Origin of the sequence: Duganella sp. Root336D2 (genome assembly GCF_001425005.1) — a bacterium.
Taxonomy (GTDB): domain Bacteria; phylum Pseudomonadota; class Gammaproteobacteria; order Burkholderiales; family Burkholderiaceae_D; genus Rugamonas.
Window position 1 is genome coordinate 102526 of record NZ_LMDB01000001.1, and the last position, 17379, is coordinate 119904.

Consider the following 17379-nt stretch of genomic DNA (forward strand, 5'->3'; position numbering starts at 1 on the left):
ATTCTCTCACAACATCGCGCGCAGGGCGTCGCGAACCTGCGGCGTCGCCTGGTAAGGATCGGCCGGGTTGTTCTGCGCCACCATGTCGCGCGCCCGCTGCGCTACGCCGTCCAGCGCTTGCGGATGGGTGAAGATGTAGAACTTGTCGCCGGCAATGGCCGCGAAAGTCAGTTCCGCCACATCGTGCGCCGATACTTTGCCCGAGGTCACAGCCTTGCTCACCATGGACTGCGCCGCCAGCTGGCTGGCAGTTGGCTTGCCTTCCATGGGTGTATCGCCGGGACGGTTACGGTGCGACTGGTGGATCCCGGTCGGGACGAAAAACGGGCACAGGACGGAGGCGCCAATCGGCGCATCGACCAGCGACAAGTCGTGGTACAGGGTCTCGGTGAGCGCCACCACCGCATGCTTGGATACGTTATAGACTCCCATCACCGGCGGGCAAAGTACGCCGGCCATGGAGGACGTGTTGACGATGTGGCCTTCATAATCCGGGTCGCGCCTGGCGCATTCCAGCATCAGCGGCGTGAAAATGCGCACGCCGTGGATCACGCCGGAAACATTCACCCCCATCACCCAGTCCCAATCCGCTTCGCTTGCTTCCCACAACAGGCCGCCGAAGCCGACGCCTGCGTTGTTGAAGACAAGATGCACCGCGCCGAATTCACGCATCGCCGCATCGGCCAAGGCCTGCACTTCGTCCGATTTGCGCACGTCGCAGCGCACAGCCGCAAGCTGCGCGCCCTGCCCGCGCAATTGCGCTGCGGTGGTGTCGAGCGCGTCCTGCTGCACATCGGCCAGCACCAGCTTCATGCCGAGCGAATGGGCTTTGAGCGCAAATTCGCGGCCAAAGCCACTCGCGCCCCCGGTGATTACTGCGACCTTGCCTTGGAAGTTTTTCATGGAGTGAGTTTCACAAGTTGTTTGCCGAAGTTGTGGCCCTGCAGCAGGCCGATAAGGGCTTCCGGCGCCGAAGCCAGGCCCTGGGAAACAGTTTCACGGTATCTGAGCTTGCCGGCTGCGACCAGCCTGCCCATTTCGGACAGGCCCTGGGGCCACATATCCATATGCTCGGTGACGATAAAGCCGCGCAGCGTGATGCGGCTCAATAGCAGCTTCTTGGCGTTGCGGATCGGGATTTCAGCGCCGGTATAGCCGGCCAGCAGGCCGCACAGTGCGACGCGGGCAAAGGCATTGGTGCGGCCCAGCGCGGTGTCGAACACTTCGCCGCCGACATTTTCGAAGATGGCGTCAATGCCGCCCGGCGTGGCGGCGGCCAGGTCGGCCTTCAGGTTGCCGGCCTTGTAGTCGACGCAGGCGTCGAAACCAAGTTCGTTGACCACGTAGTCGCACTTGGCCTTGCCGCCGGCAATGCCGACCGCGCGGCAGCCCGCCAGTTTGGCGAGCTGCCCGACGGCGCTGCCGACCGCGCCGCTGGCGGCGGAAACCACCACCGTTTCCCCCAGCTTTGGACGCAGGATTTCATGCATGCCATACCAGGCGGTCATGCCCGGCATGCCGACCACGCCCAGGTGGGCCGAAGCGGGGATCACGCTGGTGTCGACCTTGCGCAGCTCGCTGCCGTCGGACACTCCCATCTCGGCCCAACCGAACATGCCGGCCACGAAATCGCCGGCCGCGAAATGGGCGTTGCGCGATTCGACCACTTCGCCGACGGTGCCGCCGATCATGGTCTGCTCCAGCGCCTGCGGCGCGGCGTAGCTTTTCGCTTCGCTCATGCGGCCGCGCATGTACGGGTCCAGCGACAGGTAATGGTTGCGCACCAGGAGCTGGCCCTCGGCCAGCGCCGGTACTGCCACTTCTTCAAGCCGGAAGTTCTCCGGCACGACGGCGCCGCGCGGGCGCGAGGCCAGCACGATACGATGATACTTAGTCATTCAAACTCCTTAGACTGCCGAGACCCCGCCATCCACTGCCAGGACCTGGCCGGTAATGTGCCGGCCGGCGTCGGAGGCGAACAGCGCCACCGCGCCTTTCAGGTCCTCGTCGCCGCCCAGGCGCTGCAGCGGTGCTGCCGCTGCCAGCTTGTCTTCACCCATGGCCTTGATGACGCCTGCGCTGAGCTTGGACGGGAAGAAGCCCGGCGCCAGCGCATTGACGTTGATGCCGAACTCGCCCCATTCGCCTGCCAGGGTGCGGGTGAAGTTGATCAAAGCCGCCTTGGACGTATTGTAAGCGACGGTCTTCATGGTGCCGGGGCCATTGCCGGCCAGCCCGGCGATCGATGCGATATTGATAATCCTGCCCGAGCGGCGCGGAATCATGGAGCGCTTGCCGACTGCCTGCGAAAGCAGGAAGATGCTGCGCACGTTCAGGTTCATCACCTTGTCCCAGGCTTCCAGCGGATAATCTTCAGCCGGTGCGCCCCAGGTGGCGCCTGCGTTGTTGACCAGGATGTCGATATGGCCGCCCAGCGCGTCCAGTGCCGCATCCACCAGCGGGTCGATCGATGCTTCCTTACCCAGGTCGGCGGCGATAGCGAAGGCTTCGACCCCGTGCTCCGTCAATACGGCAACGGCATCGTCCAGCTCGGCCTGCTTGCGCGAGGTGAGCACCACCCGGGCGCCCAGCTCACCGAGCGCCAGCGCCATTTGCAGGCCCAGGCCGCGCGAGCCGCCGGTCACCAAAGCGGTTTTGCCTTTGAGGTCGAAGAGTTGCTGGGTAGTTCGCATGTTCGAGTCCTTATATTGAATAATCCATGCACTGGCGCGCGTCGCGCACAGCACTGAAGAATGGTTTAAGTGCCTGGTGTTGCGGGTGCGACTGGTAAGCGTCGAGCGCTTCTTTGCTTTCGAATTCGGAGTACAGCACCACGTCGTAGCTTGCTTCCAGGCCTGGCTCAGCGATGCCCACTTCCAGTTTCACGATGCCGGGGACGATGCCGGCGCAGGCTAGCAACTGCTCCTTCATTTTCGCCGCATTGGCGGCGCGGTCGGCGCCTTCTGCGTGCTCTTTCAGTTTCCACATGACGATGTGCTTGATCATTCGTTCATCCTCAGAACCACGCGTCCTGCATGTCGAGCGTGGTGGTGTCGAGTGCGGCCAGCAAATCCAGTTGCGGCTGGACCTTGGGCAGCTCCCATTGGTAAAAATAGCGGCAGGCCTGCAGTTTGCCGCAGCGGAAGCTGTCGTCTTCCGGCAGAGTGGCGACGGCCGCCATGGCTTGCTGCAGCCAGATCCAGGCCACCACCACATGCCCGACCGCCTCCAGGTAGACCGTGGCGTTGGCCAGGGTCTGGTTAAGGTCGGGGGCAGCATACAGGGCCTGCGTGACTTGTTCAACCCGGCGCCAGGCGGCGTCCAACGCGCCGGCGTAGGCGGCCAGCTGCCCGGCATCGGCGCCGCGGCCTTGGCTGCGGGCGCTGTGCACAGTGGCGCGGATTTCCCCGGACATGGTCTTGAGCAAGGCGCCGTCATGGATGCTGGCTTTGCGGCCCAGCAGGTCCAGGCCGTGGATGCCATGCGTGCCTTCGTGGATCTGGTTCAGGCGATTGTCGCGGTAGAACTGTTCGACGTTGTACTCGCGCGTATAGCCGTAGCCGCCATGAACCTGGATTGCCAGGTTGTTCGCTTCCAGCCCCCATTGCGAAGGCCAGGACTTGGTGATCGGCGTCAGGAATTCCAGCAGGCGCCCGCCGCGCTGGCGGACCTCCGGCGTTTCCCCGGTGTGCTCGTCGTCGACCAGCCGGGCGCTGTACAGGCACAGGCCCAGCGCACCCTCCACGTAGGCCTTTTGCGCCAGCAGCATGCGCCGCACATCGGTGTGGGCGATGATCGGGAGCTGCGGCGAGGAGGGGTCCTTGGCGGCAGGATGGCGTCCTTGCGGGCGCTCGCGGGCATAATCCAGCGCGTGCAGGTAGCCCGTGTAGCCCAGTACTGCCGCGGCCAGGCCGACGCCGATACGGGCTTCGTTCATCATATGGAACATATTGAACAGGCCCTGGCCCTCGCGGCCGACCAGATAGCCGATGGCGCCGCTGCGCCCGCCCGGCTGCTGGCGCCCTTCGCCAAAATTCAGCAGGCAGTTGGTGGTTCCGCGGTTGCCCATCTTATGGTTCAAGCCCGCCAGTGCGATGTCGTTGCGCTCGCCATTGTCGAGGATCTTGGGCACGATGAACAGCGAGATGCCTTTCACACCCGGCGGCAGCTTGCCGTCCGGGCCCGGGATCTTGGCCAGCACCAGGTGGATGATGTTCTCCGCCAGCTCGTGTTCGCCGCCCGAAATCCACATCTTGTTGCCGGCCAGCCGATACTGGCCGGCGGCGCCGGGATCGGGCTCGGCGCGCGTCGTGATGTCGGAAAGGCTGGAGCCGGCCTGCGGCTCGCTCAGGCACATGGTGCCGAACCAGCGTCCCTCCAGCATGGGCCGCACGAAGTGTTCGACCTGCGCGCTGGAGGCGCATTTGAGCAGCGTGTTGGCATTGCCGATGGTCAGGAAGGCATAGCTGGACGTGGCCATATTGGCCGCCGTGAAGTATGCCGTAATCGCCTTCTCCACCGTCAGCGGCAATTGCATGCCGCCCAGCGCGTAATCCTGGCCGGCAGCCATCAGGCCGGCTGCGGAAAAGGCATCCAGCGCCCGTTTCACTTCCGGAATCACCCTGACGCGCTCGCCGTCGAACTGCGGTTCCTGCTGGTCGCTCAGCTTGTTGTGCGGCGCGAACAGCTCGCCTGCAATCTGTTCGGCGGTGTCGAGTGCAGCGGTAAAGGTCTCGCGGCTATGGTCGGCAAAGCGCGGACGCTTGGCCAGTGCTTCTGCGTCGAGCCAGTCATACAGCATGAATTCAACATCGCGGCGATTCAGCAGCCGGGACGTCATCACACCACCTCGAACAGGCCTGCCGCACCCTGGCCGCCACCGATGCACATGGTGACCACCACGTACTTCACGCCGCGGCGTTTGCCTTCGCTCAGCGCATGGCCGACCATACGCGCACCGGACACGCCGTAAGGATGGCCGACGGCGATGGCGCCGCCGTCCACGTTCAGACGGTCCAGCGGGATCCCCAGCTTTTCGGCACAGTACAGCACCTGCACGGCAAAGGCTTCATTCAATTCCCATAGGCCGATATCGTCGACCTTGAGGCCGGCGCGCTTGAGCAGCTTCGGCACGGCGAACACGGGGCCGATGCCCATTTCGTCCGGTTCACAGCCCGCCACCGCAAAGCCGCGGAAGATGCCAAGCGGCTGCAGGCCTTTGGCGGCGGCGCTGCGGTCGCTCATGACGATGGCGCAAGAGGCACCATCGGAGAACTGGCTCGCGTTACCGGCCGTGATCACGCCGCCCGGCACGGCGGTACGGATGCCGCGCACCGCTTCGATGGTCGTGTCGGCGCGAATCCCTTCATCGGCCGCGATGGTGACTTCGCGCGTGCCGAGCATGCCGCTCGACTTGTCGGCCACTCCCATGGTCACGGTCATCGGCACGATCTCGGCGTCAAAACGCCCTGCCGCCTGCGCCGCTGCGGCACGCTGCTGGCTCTGCACGCCATATTCGTCCTGGCGTTCCTTCGTAATGCCGTAGCGCGCTGCCACGATTTCAGCGGTCTGCAGCATCGGCAGGTAGATCGCGGGCTTGTGCTCGTTCAGCCACACGTCCTTGTACATGTGCATGTTCATCTCCTGCTGTACGCAGGAGATCGACTCGACGCCGCCGGCGGCGAAGATATCGCCCTCGCCGGCCAGCACGCGCTGGGCGGCGGTGGCGATGGTCTGCAAGCCGGACGAACAGAAACGGTTGATGGTCATGCCGGGCACCGTGACCGGAGCGCCGCCGCGCAGCGCGATCTGGCGCGCGATGTTGCCGCCGGTGGCGCCTTCAGGGTTGGCGCAGCCCATGATCACGTCTTCCAGTTCGCCCGCCTCGATGCCGGCGCGGGCAATCGCAGCTTGCAGCACGTGGCCGCCAAGCGCGGCGCCATGGGTCATGTTGAAGGCCCCTTTCCACGATTTGGCGAGGCCGGTGCGGGCGGTTGAAACGATGACGGCGTCGGTCATGAAGGTCTCCTGGGTGAATTGTTTCGAACCAGCATAGCATAGCTTTAGCACGGTCGTTCGCTAAATTGTTTGCCTTGTAAGTTTTGTGTAAGTTTCAAGCAAGCATGACGTAAGGAACCAGGTCCAGACTCCATCCTGCCGTTGAAGCATTTGAAATACACACAACACAACTGGAGACAAGCAAAATGGCAATTAGTTCTGGCACCGCCGACGGGCGGAGCGTCGGCAGCGGCAAAGCCGCACCGATGACCAAGGAAGAGAAGAAGGTCATCTTCGCCTCTTCGCTCGGTACCGTGTTTGAATGGTACGACTTTTATCTTTACGGTTCGCTGGCATCGATCATCGCCAAGCAGTTCTTCGTCGGCGACCCGACCACCTCCTTCATTTTCGCGCTGCTGGCCTTTGCCGCCGGCTTCATTGTGCGCCCGTTCGGCGCCATCGTGTTCGGCCGCCTGGGCGATATGATCGGCCGCAAGTACACCTTCCTGGTCACCATCCTGATCATGGGCTTGTCCACCTTCATCGTGGGTTTGCTGCCCGGCTATGCCACGATCGGCATTGCAGCGCCGATTATCCTGGTGGCACTGCGCCTGCTGCAAGGCCTGGCGCTGGGCGGCGAGTACGGCGGCGCAGCAACCTATGTGGCTGAACACGCGCCGCATGGCAAGCGCGGCCTGTTCACGGCCTGGATCCAGACCACCGCCACGCTCGGCTTCTTCCTGTCGCTGCTGGTGATCCTGGGCGTGCGCCAGTCGATGCCGCTGGAAGAGTTTGAATCCTGGGGCTGGCGCATTCCATTCCTGGTGTCTGTAGCACTGCTGGGCATCTCGGTATGGATCCGCCTGTCGATGAACGAGTCGCCTGCCTTCGCCAAGATGAAGGCTGAAGGCAAGACCTCGAAAGCGCCCCTGAGCGAAGCATTCGGCCAATGGAAGAACCTGAAGATCGTGATCTTCGCGCTGATCGGCCTGACCATGGGCCAGGCAGTGGTGTGGTACACCGGCCAGTTCTACGCACTGTTCTTCATGATCCAGACGCTGAAGATGGACATCGCCACTGCGAACATCCTGATCGCGATTGCACTGGTCCTGGCAACGCCGTTCTTCATCTTCTTCGGCAGCCTGTCCGACAAGATCGGCCGCAAGTGGATCATCCTGGGCGGCTGCCTGATTGCGGCGGCCACCTACTTCCCGCTGTTCGGCGCCCTGACCCACTACGGCAACCCGCAACTGGAAGCTGCGATCAAGAATTCGCCGGTGGTGGTCGTGGCTGATCCTGCTTCGTGCCATTTCCAGTTCAATGCGACCGGCGAAAAGAAATTCCCTTCGTCCTGCGATATCGCGACGTCGATGCTGTCCAAGGCGTCGGTGGCTTACACCCGCCAGGACGCGCCTGCCGGCAGTGTGGCCACGATCAAGGTGGGCGACAAGGAAGTGCAATCGTTCAACGCGAGCATGACGGCCGATGGCCTGAACTTCGACGCCGCGTCGAAAGACAAGGAAAAGGCCCTGAAGAAGGAAGTTGGCGATACCGTGAAAGCAGCCGGCTATCCAGCCAAGGCCGACCCGGCGCAGATCAACAAGCCGATGATGGTGCTGATCCTGTGGGTGCTGGTGATTTACGTGACCATGGTCTACGGTCCGATTGCAGCGATGCTGGTGGAAATGTTCCCGACCCGTATCCGCTACACCTCGATGTCGCTGCCCTACCATATCGGTAACGGCTGGTTCGGCGGCCTGCTGCCAACCACCGCCTTCGCGCTGGTGGCGTTCAAGGGCGACATTTACTACGGCCTGTGGTATCCGATCGTGATTGCGCTGGCGACCCTGGTGATCGGCGCGGTATGCATCCGTGAGACCAAGGACAACAACATCTACGCGCAAGACTGAACGGCCCTGCCTGTGCCAGAAGCCGCCCTGCCCGGGCGGCTTTTTTCTTTCAACGCCGCTTTTCGGCATGCTCCAGTGCATAGGTGGCGGTGCGGTCAATGATGTTGCCGCCCAGTTCAGCGATCTGCTTGGCAAATCCTTCATTGCCGATCGTTTCGCTCAGTGCGACAAATGCCAGGCCACCCGCCATGGGCAGCGTGTAGTCTTCCAGTTCATCCTGGCGTGGTGGACGTGGTGGGCGTGGGCCGTGGCCGGGCCAGTTCAGCGGCGGACGTGGCACGGTGCCGCACCAGTCATCCAGCGTGGCTTTCAGGAAGCCTTTGGTGTCGCCGCCCTGGGTCAATAGTGCGGCTGCCGCATCGACCTGCCGCTGGGCCAGGCTGACAGCGGCAAGCTGCGAAGCTTCCAGCCACGGCACCGGGTCCGGCTCGGCATACTGGGAAGCATAGTGATACTTCTTGCCGAGCGGCCCGCCGCCGATCACTTCCCACACTTTGGGATTGATGCGGGCGATGATCTTGGCCAGCGTGGTACTGATGTGCAATAGTTCTGACATGGCGTCTCCTCCAGAACAGTTGGGGGTATTGGAGACGCCGGAGCGGCGGCTCCAGCGAAAACTTTACGCCACAAACCGCCGCAGAAACTCACTCTTTGTCACTTTGACCCGCGCGCAACAGCCGCGCATCGTGGCTTAGCCGATGATACGCAGGGAGAAGTCGGTGGCCTTGATGTCTTTGGTCAGGGCGCCGATGGAGATGCGGTGCACGCCGGTTTCGGCAATGGCGCGCACGGTGTCGAAGTTGACGCCGCCGGAGGCTTCCAGCAGCGCGCGGCCGCCGTTCAGCTGCACGGCGGCCCGCATCATGTCGAGGTCGAAGTTGTCGAGCAGGATGGAGACTGCGCCGGCGCTCAAGGCTTCTTCCAGCTGCTCCAGGGTTTCCACTTCGACCTGGATGCTGACTTTCGCGTCGAGGCGCTTGGCCGCTGCCAGGGCGGCGGTAATGCCGCCTGCGGCCGCGATATGGTTTTCCTTGATCAGGATACCGTCATACAGCGCCAGGCGCTGGTTCTGGCCGCCGCCCACGCGTACCGCATACTTCTGTGCCAGGCGCATGCCTGGAACCGTCTTGCGCGTGTCGAGGATGGCTGCCGTGGTGCCGGCGATCACGTCGACATAGCGACGGGTCGCGGTGGCCACGCCCGACATCAGCTGCATGAAGTTCAGCGCCGAGCGTTCGGCCGTCAGGATTGCGCGCGCCGGGCCGACAATGGTGCAGACCGGGGAATCAGCGGCCATCAGGTCGCCTTCCGCATAATGCCATTCGATCCCGATTGCGGGATCCAGCGCTTCCATCACGCCCTCAAACCATGGCGCGCCGCACAGCACGGCCTCTTCGCGCACGATTACGCGCGCGGTGGCACGGCCCTCTTCCGGCACCAGCTTGCCGGTCAGGTCGCCGGTGCCGATATCTTCCATCAGGGCTGCCAGCAGGTTGCGTTCATACGCGCCCGCCAATGCATCGTCGAACGGTGCGAATTTATTTTTCAGAGTGCTCATGCAGGACCGATACCTTGGAACAGTTGCGCTTCTTTCGCCAGGTCTGCGCCTGGGGCGATTTTGGCTTTCTTGGCAGCCGCGAAATCGAGCATGCGGTTGATCGAGCGCTGCGCCAGCCTGCCGATTTCAGGGTCAACGTGGATTTCGTTGTCCATGTTTTCCAGCACGTCTGCCAGGTTGCGCAGGCCGTTCATCGCCATCCACGGGCAGTGCGCGCAGCTCTTGCAGGTGGCGCTATTGCCGGCAGTTGGCGCTTCGATGAAGCTCTTGCCCGGTGCGGCCATGCGCATTTTGTGCAGGATGCCGTTGTCGGTGGCGACGATAAATTCGGTAGCTGGCAGGCTGACTGCGGCAGCGATCAGCTGCGAAGTGGAGCCCACCACGTCGGCCTGCTCGACCACGCCGGCCGGCGACTCAGGGTGCACCAGCACTTTGGCGTTCGGGTGCTCGGCCTTCAGGAGGTCCAGCTCGACGCCCTTGAATTCGTCGTGCACCAGGCAGGAACCCTGCCACAGCAGCATGTCGGCGCCGGTCTGTTTCTGGATGTAGCCGCCCAGGTGCTTGTCCGGTGCCCACAGGATTTTCTTGCCCTGCTCGTGCAGGTGCTTGACGATATCCAGGCCGATCGACGAGGTGACCATCCAGTCGGCGCGCGCTTTCACGGCGGCGCTGGTGTTGGCATACACCACCACGGTGCGGTCCGGGTGCTGGTCGCAGAAAGCGATGAAGTCTTCCGGCGGGCAGCCCAGGTCCAGCGAGCAGGTGGCGTCCAGGTCCGGCATCAGCACGGTCTTTTCCGGGCTCAGTATCTTGGACGTCTCGCCCATGAACTTGACGCCGGCCACCACCAGGGTCTTGGCCGGATGGTCGCGCCCGAAGCGCGCCATTTCCAGCGAATCGGAGACGCAGCCGCCGGTTTCCTCGGCCAGGTCCTGCAGGTCGGCGTCCACGTAGTAATGGGCCACCAGCACGGCGTTACGCTCGCGCAGCAGGGTCTTGATGCGTTCCTTCAGCAGGATTTTCTCGTTGGCCGGCACAGGTGCCGGGGTGCGGGCCCACGCATGGGCCACGCAGCTGCCGCCTTCGACTGGCTTCTCGAATTCGACAGTCTTGATCGGTACAACGGTTGCGTTCATTTACTCGATGCCTTGGCTCTTCAGGTAGTCTTCATAGCCGCCGCGGAAGTCCACGACTTCTTTTTCCTTGATCTCGATGATGCGGGTGGCCAGCGAGGAAACGAACTCGCGGTCGTGCGACACGAAGATCAGGGTGCCGGCGTACTTTTCCAGGGCGATGTTGAGCGACTCGATCGATTCCATGTCCATGTGGTTGGTCGGCTCGTCCAGGAGCAGGACATTGTGGCGGCCCAGCATCAGCTTGCCATACATCATACGGCCTTTTTCACCACCCGACAGGACCTTGACCGATTTCTTGACTTCGTCGCCGCCGAACAGCAGGCGGCCCAGCGATGAGCGCACAGCCTGGTCGTCGTCGCCTTCCTTGGTCCACTGACCCATCCAGTCGGTCAGGTTGATGTCGCTGGCGAATTCCTCGGTCGGATCCTGCGGCATGTAGCCGACGTTGGCGTTTTCCGCCCATTTCACCAGGCCGGTATCAGCATTCAGGCCGGTGATCTCTGCGCCGCCGATGCAGCGCAGCATGGTGGTCTTGCCGGCGCCGTTGGCGCCGATGATGGCAATGCGCTCGCCCGCTTCCACTGCCAGGTCGACGTTCTTGAACAGGGTGCGGTCATAGGTTTTCGAGATGCCCTGGGTCTCCACCGCCAGGCGGTGCAGCTTTTTCTCGCCGTCGAAGCGCACGAAGGGATAGGCGCGCGAGGATGGCTTGATGTCCTCGATCTTGATCTTGTCGATCATCTTGGCGCGCGAGGTGGCCTGGCGCGCCTTGGATTTGTTGGCCGAGAAGCGGCGCACGAAGTCCTGCAGTTCGGCGACCTTGTCCTTGGCCTTGGCATTGTTGGCCAATTGCTGGTTGCGGGCCTGGGTCGAGGCCAGCATGTATTCGTCGTAATTGCCCGGATAGATCTTCAGCGTGCCGTAGTCCATGTCGGCCACGTGGGTGCATACCTGGTTCAGGAAGTGGCGATCGTGGGAGATGATGATCATCGTCGAATCGCGCTGGTTCAGCGTGTCTTCCAGCCAGCGGATGGTATCGATGTCCAGGTTATTGGTCGGTTCGTCCAGCAGCAGGATGTGCGGGTTGGAGAACAGGGCCTGCGCCAGCAGCACGCGCAGCTTCCAGCCCGGCGCCACGGCGCTCATCGGGCCCTGGTGCAGGCTGATGTCGATACCGGCGCCCATCAGCAGTTCGCCGGCGCGCGCTTCGGCGGTGTAGCCGTCGTATTCGGCGACCTTGCCTTCCAGTTCGGCCGCTTCCATGTAGTCGTCGTCGGTCGCTTCCGGGTTGGCGTAGATGGCGTCGCGCTTGGACATCGCTTCCCACATCTCGGTGTGGCCCATCATGACCACGTCCAGCACGCGCTTTTCTTCGTACGCGAACTGGTCCTGGCGCAGCTTGCCGAGGCGCTCGTTGGCGTCCAGGCTCACATTGCCGGCAGACGGTTCGAGGTCGCCACCGAGGATTTTCATGAAGGTCGACTTGCCGCAGCCGTTCGCTCCGATCAGGCCGTAGCGGTTACCGTCGCCAAACTTGACGGAAATGTTCTCGAACAGCGGCTTGGCGCCGAACTGCATGGTGATGTTAGCGGTAGAAAGCATGCTGGAATAAATGTGGGTAAAAGCGAATCGGGCATTATACCCCGCCCACCATAGGGACGCATAGGAGCGGCCCTCGGTGGTGATGCAAAATAATCATCAAAAACATCACGAGACGCTACGGGATAGTGCCTCTTTCCGATTTCGCGGAAAACTCTTAAACGCTCTTGACCACTCTTGTTTTCTCTTATTTACTCTTATTCGCTCTTAAATTTCCTTACTTTCTTGCGCAGGAACATCGCCGGCTGCCATTCATTGTCATTTGGAAAGCGGACCCAGATGGTCGTCCATGCATTCCTGAACGAGCCGCCCACGGCATTCACGAACTGTACTGGCGAAACACTTCGTCCGGCGTAGCGCAGTGCCAGCTTCGACCAATTTAAGAGCGAATAAGTTCAATCAAGAGGCAATAAGAGTGATTAAGAGCGAATAAGAATTTTCCTGTATTTCGCGAACACCCCTCTATTGCCGCATCCAGTCGCGCAATTCGTAGTACCAATACGTCATTTGTGCAGCCAGCAGCCCGGCCGGGCCGCCGGTGGTCGGCAGGCCCCAGGCTGCGAACTGCTCGACCTTACTGAGTTCGCCCATGAGGGCAGCCGACAGGACATCGCCGGCCAACGATGTCGGCCCCACCCCGTGGCCACCGAACCCCATGCCATACCAGACCCCATTTGGCAGCTTGCCGAGTTGCGGCATCTTGTGGCGGCCATAGCTCATCAAGCCGCTCCAGGCGTAATCGACCCTGGTGCCCGCGAGCTGGGGATAGACTTTCAGCATATCGTCATACAACAGGCGCGCCACCTCCTCCGGACTACGCGATCGAACCGAGATGCGGCCGCCCCACAGCAAGCGGCTGTCCGCCAGTGGACGGTAGTAATCGAAGGCGAAACGTGTGTCGTAAATGGCCGCATCAGTGGCCAATGCCTGCGGCATCCGGCCGCCGAGCGGCTCGGTCACCATGACATACGTCGCAATTGGCAGGATCGCGCCGGCCAGCGCAGGATACAGGCGCTCGAGGTAGCCGCCGCAGCAGACGACAACTTCCTCGCACAGCACTTCGCCAGCCGCCGTCGCGACACGCCAACCCTTGCCTCCGGCGGCCCGCGGCAGCGCCTCGATCGAGACCACACGGCTGTTTTCATGCACACGGATGCCGCCAGCCTGCAGCGTGCGCGCCAGGCCCTGCGCGTACTTCAGCGGATGAAAGTGGAAGGCGTTTTGCTCGTACAGGGCACCGAAATAACGCTCGCTGCGCGCCCGCTGGGCGAAATCGGCCGGCGAAATCCGTTGCCACTCGACGCCCAGGTGGTCGCGCATGAAGTGCTGGCGCTCATCCAGCACGCGCGGATCGTCAAACCAGTTGGCGAGGTAAATGCCGCCATGCGTAGCGTCGCAATCAATGCCGTACTGCGCGATACGACGGCGGATCTGGTCGACAGCGCCAAGCGTGAGCTGGTAGAGCCGCCTGCCCTGCTGCGCGCCAACGGTCGCCAGCAAAGCCTGTTCATCGAGCGAATAGCCGCCGAACACGAAGCCACCATTGCGGCCGGATGCGCCGTGGCCGACCTGTTCGGCTTCCAGCAGGACCACGTCGCGCTCGCCATGCTCCATCAGCGACATCGCCGTCGCCAATCCCGCAAAACCGGCGCCGACGATGCAGATGCGCGCCTGTTGGCGGCCCGCCAGAGGCGCGCAGGCATCGCCGGGCGCGGTAGCGCGGTAGTAGCTCTCCGCGCCGTTCATCACAGCGTTGGATAGCCGCTTGCCGTCAGGTCAAAGCCTTCGCCGTCGGAAACGAGATGCGCCCGCCCCCCGAATGGCAAGGTGCAGCGCGATTCTCCGTGGCCGAACGGCAGGCCGGTCAGCACCGGCACCGGCAGCAGGCTGCGGATATACGCCAGCATCGTGTCGAAGTCGTAACCGTTATCGTGCGGCGACAACCGGTAACCGGAAAAATCACCCAGCACGATGGCGCGCTGGCGCTCCAGTACGCCGGCAAAATGCAGCTGCAGCAGCATGCGCTCGACACGGTATGGATGTTCGCCGATATCTTCAAGGAACAGGATGCCGCCATCGATCTGCGGCCAGTATGGCGTACCAATCAGGTGGTTGATCATTGCCAGGTTGCCGCCCCACAACGTGCCCTCCACGTCCAGCTGCGGATTGCCTGCCCCCGTGCCGCGCACGGAATGGGTCGGCCCCTTCAGGCAATCCCAGAACTGTTTCAAGGTGTACGCAACCGGCTCCTCGCGAACCAAGTCCGCGCTCATCGGCCCGGCGAAACTGATGCGGCCTGTCGCCTGGTACAGGCCCATATGGAAAGCCGTGATATCACTGAAACCGACAAACAGCTTCCCGCTGTCGGCCATGCTGCGAAAATCAATGTGCGGCAGGATGCGGCTGATGCCGTATTGGCCGCGCAAGGCAATCACGATCTGGCATTCGGGGTCGGCTGCGGCGGCGTTCAGCTGCGCCAGGCGCTCGCCATCCGAGGCAGCGAAGCGCTCGAATTTGCGCTCCGCGTCGTAGTAATTGTGGACGATATAGCCTTGCGACTGGAGGCGGGAAATGCCGCGTGCCAGCGCGGCGTCATCGATGGGGTAGCCGCTGGTTCCGGCAATGGCAATTCCGATATTTTTCACCCGGCCATATTACCCCGGAGATGTTGTTCTAGCAAGGCAAGCAGGCGTCCCACCAAGACCGGCGGCATATCATGGCCCATGCCTTCAATCAGCTCCAGCCGCGCCCCCGGGATCTGGCGCGCCGTGTCGATGCCGCAGGCGCATGGCACCAGGGGATCGGCATCGCCATGGATCACCAGTGCCGGGCAGCGGATCTTGCGCAGCAGCGCGCTGCGGTCGCCCGAAGCGGCAATCGCCACCAGTTGCCGCGCCACCCCGTCACCACTCACGCTGCGCGCCACTGCCTCACCGGCCATCTGCCGCAACAAATCGTCCGGCATTGGGAACGCCGGACTGCCAATGGTGCGGAAGGTATCGACCATCTGCTCCACCACGCGCGCCCGGTGGTGCGCACTTGCCGTGCGGCGCAGCAGGATGCGCCGCGCCGCCGGCGTCGGCCCCGGCAGGCCGCGGCGGCCGCTGCTCGACATGATGGAGGTCAGGCTCAGCGTGCGCGTCGGATAGCGCGCCGCCATGATCTGCGACACCATGCCGCCCATCGACACACCGACAATATGCGCTGCCGCCACGCCCAATGCGTCAAGCAGCCCGAGCGCATCGCCGGCCATATCGTTCAAGGTATACGCCGCGCTCTGGGGCCAGCCGAACAGGTGGCGCAGGTAGGCCAGCCACAGGTTGGGCGCGCCAAGATGGTCGAGATGGGAAGACAAGCCGGCATCGCGGTTGTCGTAACGGATCACATGGAAGCCGCGCTGCACCAGCCCGTCGACCAGTTCGCCCGGCCAGGAAATCAGTTGCAGGGCCAGCCCCATGTTCAGCAGCACAGCCGGGCCGGCCGGGTCGCCGCTGGACTCGTAGGTAATCGTAATACCGTTTATATCAACGCTGGACATAGCTCAGCATAGCACCGCCAAAGCGGCGCGTGGCGCGCGCTCAGGCGACGTTGTTTTTGCGCAAAGCGCGCCGTTCGGCGAAGAAATCCTTCAAGACCTGGCCGCAGTCCTCGGCCAGCAGGCCGCCTTCCACCTCGGCGTGGTGGTTCAGCTGTCCGCTCTCGAAAACATTGACCACCGAACCACAGGCGCCGGTCTTGGGATCGGTGGCGCCGTAAATAATGCGCGACAGGCGGGCGTGCATCATGGCGCCGGAACACATTACGCATGGCTCGAGCGTCACATACAGTTCGCAGCCCGGCAGGCGGTAGTTGCCCAGTGCTTCGGCAGCGGCCCGCATCGCCATGATTTCAGCGTGGGCGGTCGGGTCGTGGCGGCCGATCGGCTGGTTGTAGCCGCGGCCAATCACCACGCCGTCCTTGACGACGACGGCGCCGACCGGCACCTCGCCTTCCGCCCAGGCGCGACGCGCTTCAAGCAGCGCCTCGCGCATGTACAACTCATTCGACAATTTCAGCCCAGCAGTTAGGGGTTTCGTGCAGCACCAGCTTGTGCAGGTGCAGGCCGGTGCCGTAACGGTCCTTGAAGGCGGCCTTCAGGATATCCCAGGCCACCGCCGCGAGGTTTTCCACCGTCGGGATACGGTCGATCACTACGGTCTTGTGGCTCGGCAGCGAGGACAGGAAATCCTTCACCGCGGCGTCCTTTTCGTACACCAGGAAGGCGTGGTCCCAGACATCCACCAGATGCTCTTTGGCGATGGTCTTGACGTCCGAAAAGTCCATGATCATGCCATTGTCGGAATTGCCTTCCGAGTCGATCACCTTGCCGGTCAGGGTGATTTCCAAGGTGTAGCGGTGGCCGTGCAGGTTGCGGCATTGGCTCTTGTGGTCCGGAATGCGATGGCCAGCATCGAATTCCAGTTTGCGGGTAATAGTTAACATCGAGTCAGCAATACTTAAGGTATGTTCAACAGTTTATGGGTTTGCAGGCTCAGTTTCCATTTAGGATTGCGCTTGCAGGTCTCGATCGCCAGCGTGGTATTGAAGGCCGCCAGCGGGCCATCCATCGGCTGCACGAAGAAATTCTCGAAATCCAGGCCTTCATAGGCGGCCAGGTCCTGGTCCTTCTGCGGGATCACAACCTTGATTTCATTGCCTTTGCTGACCACCAGCTGCGCGCCCATTTTCGGGCTGACGCAGATCCAGTCCACGCCCGCCGGCACTTCCATGGTGCCGTTGGTTTCGATGGCGATGGTAAAGCCCGCCGCATGCATCGCGTCGATCAGCTGCGCATCGAGCTGCAGCAGCGGTTCGCCGCCGGTGAACACCACATATTTATGGCCATGGCCGGCCGGCCACAGGCTGTCGATTTTCTGCGCCAAGGCCGCCGGCGCGGCGAATTTGCCACCGTTTTCGCCATCGGTGCCCACGAAGTCGGTGTCGCAAAACTGGCAGACGGCGCTGGCGCGGTCTTGTTCGCGGCCGGTCCACAGGTTGCAGCCGGAAAAACGGCAAAACACGGCGGGCCGCCCGGCGTGGGCGCCTTCGCCCTGCAGGGTGTAGAAAATTTCCTTGATGCTATAAGTCACGGGTGAATCCGGTGGTCGGCAACCCTACATTATAGCGCGTTTCACGAAAC

At 62.7% G+C, this 17379-nt stretch carries 17 protein-coding genes; 1 reads left to right on the plus strand and 16 read right to left on the minus strand.

Annotated elements, in window-relative coordinates; genetic code table 11:
- Positions 1-6 precede the first annotated feature (6 nt).
- The 6 genes from ASD07_RS00400 to ASD07_RS00425 are packed head-to-tail and all read right to left on the minus strand — an operon-like array spanning position 7 to position 6018.
- Positions 7-903, minus strand: coding sequence for an SDR family oxidoreductase (locus tag ASD07_RS00400; protein WP_055923536.1), 897 nt, complete (start codon positions 901-903; stop codon positions 7-9).
- Positions 900-1898: an NADP-dependent oxidoreductase gene (locus ASD07_RS00405; RefSeq protein WP_055923539.1), complete on the minus strand. Its 999-nt coding sequence runs from the start codon at positions 1896-1898 to the stop codon at positions 900-902. The genes ASD07_RS00400 and ASD07_RS00405 overlap by 4 nt, the downstream gene beginning before the upstream one ends.
- A gap of 9 nt (positions 1899-1907) precedes the next feature.
- Entirely contained in the window at positions 1908-2693 is a 786-nt protein-coding gene (locus tag ASD07_RS00410) for an SDR family oxidoreductase (protein ID WP_055923543.1), read from the minus strand.
- Positions 2694-2703: 10 nt separating this feature from the next.
- Entirely contained in the window at positions 2704-3006 is a 303-nt protein-coding gene (locus ASD07_RS00415) for a Dabb family protein (RefSeq protein WP_055923546.1), read from the minus strand.
- Positions 3007-3016: 10 nt separating this feature from the next.
- Positions 3017-4840, minus strand: coding sequence for an acyl-CoA dehydrogenase (locus ASD07_RS00420; RefSeq protein WP_055923550.1), 1824 nt, complete (start codon positions 4838-4840; stop codon positions 3017-3019).
- Positions 4840-6018, minus strand: a complete 1179-nt coding sequence (locus ASD07_RS00425) for an acetyl-CoA C-acyltransferase (protein WP_055923553.1) — start codon at positions 6016-6018, stop codon at positions 4840-4842. Before ASD07_RS00425 ends, ASD07_RS00420 begins: the two co-directional genes overlap by 1 nt.
- 185 nt (positions 6019-6203) lie before the next feature.
- Here ASD07_RS00425 and ASD07_RS00430 point away from each other — a divergent pair, with 185 nt between their 5' ends.
- A complete protein-coding gene (locus ASD07_RS00430) occupies positions 6204-7907 on the plus strand; it encodes an MFS transporter (RefSeq protein ID WP_055923556.1) in 1704 nt (567 codons plus the stop codon).
- A 49-nt stretch (positions 7908-7956) separates the two neighbouring features.
- Here ASD07_RS00430 and ASD07_RS00435 read toward each other — a convergent pair whose 3' ends face one another.
- The 10 genes from ASD07_RS00435 to queE all read right to left on the minus strand — a co-directional run bounded on the left by ASD07_RS00435 (position 7957) and on the right by queE (position 17329).
- On the minus strand, positions 7957-8463 hold the full coding sequence (locus tag ASD07_RS00435) for a hypothetical protein (RefSeq protein WP_055923559.1): 507 nt from the start codon (positions 8461-8463) through the stop codon (positions 7957-7959).
- Positions 8464-8598: 135 nt separating this feature from the next.
- Positions 8599-9465, minus strand: a complete 867-nt coding sequence (gene nadC, locus ASD07_RS00440) for a carboxylating nicotinate-nucleotide diphosphorylase (RefSeq protein WP_055923562.1) — start codon at positions 9463-9465, stop codon at positions 8599-8601.
- The gene (gene nadA, locus ASD07_RS00445; protein WP_055923565.1) at positions 9462-10601 is read right to left on the minus strand and encodes a quinolinate synthase NadA; all 1140 of its coding nucleotides are present in this window, start codon (positions 10599-10601) and stop codon (positions 9462-9464) included. The genes nadC and nadA overlap by 4 nt, the downstream gene beginning before the upstream one ends.
- Complete coding sequence (locus ASD07_RS00450) at positions 10602-12203, minus strand: ABC-F family ATPase (protein WP_055923569.1); 1602 nt, start codon at positions 12201-12203, stop codon at positions 10602-10604. It abuts the gene before it with no gap.
- Between the two features lie 459 nt (positions 12204-12662).
- Positions 12663-13946 carry an FAD-binding oxidoreductase gene (locus ASD07_RS00455; RefSeq protein WP_055923572.1) on the minus strand — a complete coding sequence of 428 codons (1284 nt, stop codon included), beginning with the start codon at positions 13944-13946 and terminating at the stop codon, positions 12663-12665.
- On the minus strand, positions 13946-14845 hold the full coding sequence (gene ldcA, locus ASD07_RS00460) for a muramoyltetrapeptide carboxypeptidase (protein ID WP_055923574.1): 900 nt from the start codon (positions 14843-14845) through the stop codon (positions 13946-13948). Before ldcA ends, ASD07_RS00455 begins: the two co-directional genes overlap by 1 nt.
- A complete protein-coding gene (locus ASD07_RS00465) occupies positions 14842-15738 on the minus strand; it encodes an alpha/beta fold hydrolase (protein ID WP_055923578.1) in 897 nt (298 codons plus the stop codon). The genes ldcA and ASD07_RS00465 overlap by 4 nt, the downstream gene beginning before the upstream one ends.
- Before the next feature lie 40 nt (positions 15739-15778).
- Positions 15779-16231 carry a tRNA adenosine(34) deaminase TadA gene (tadA, locus tag ASD07_RS00470; protein ID WP_055923581.1) on the minus strand — a complete coding sequence of 151 codons (453 nt, stop codon included), beginning with the start codon at positions 16229-16231 and terminating at the stop codon, positions 15779-15781.
- Between the two features lie 7 nt (positions 16232-16238).
- Complete coding sequence (gene queD, locus ASD07_RS00475; protein WP_055923584.1) at positions 16239-16682, minus strand: 6-carboxytetrahydropterin synthase QueD; 444 nt, start codon at positions 16680-16682, stop codon at positions 16239-16241.
- 14 nt (positions 16683-16696) lie between these two features.
- Positions 16697-17329: a 7-carboxy-7-deazaguanine synthase gene (gene queE, locus ASD07_RS00480; protein WP_055923587.1), complete on the minus strand. Its 633-nt coding sequence runs from the start codon at positions 17327-17329 to the stop codon at positions 16697-16699.
- Positions 17330-17379: the final 50 nt, after the last annotated feature.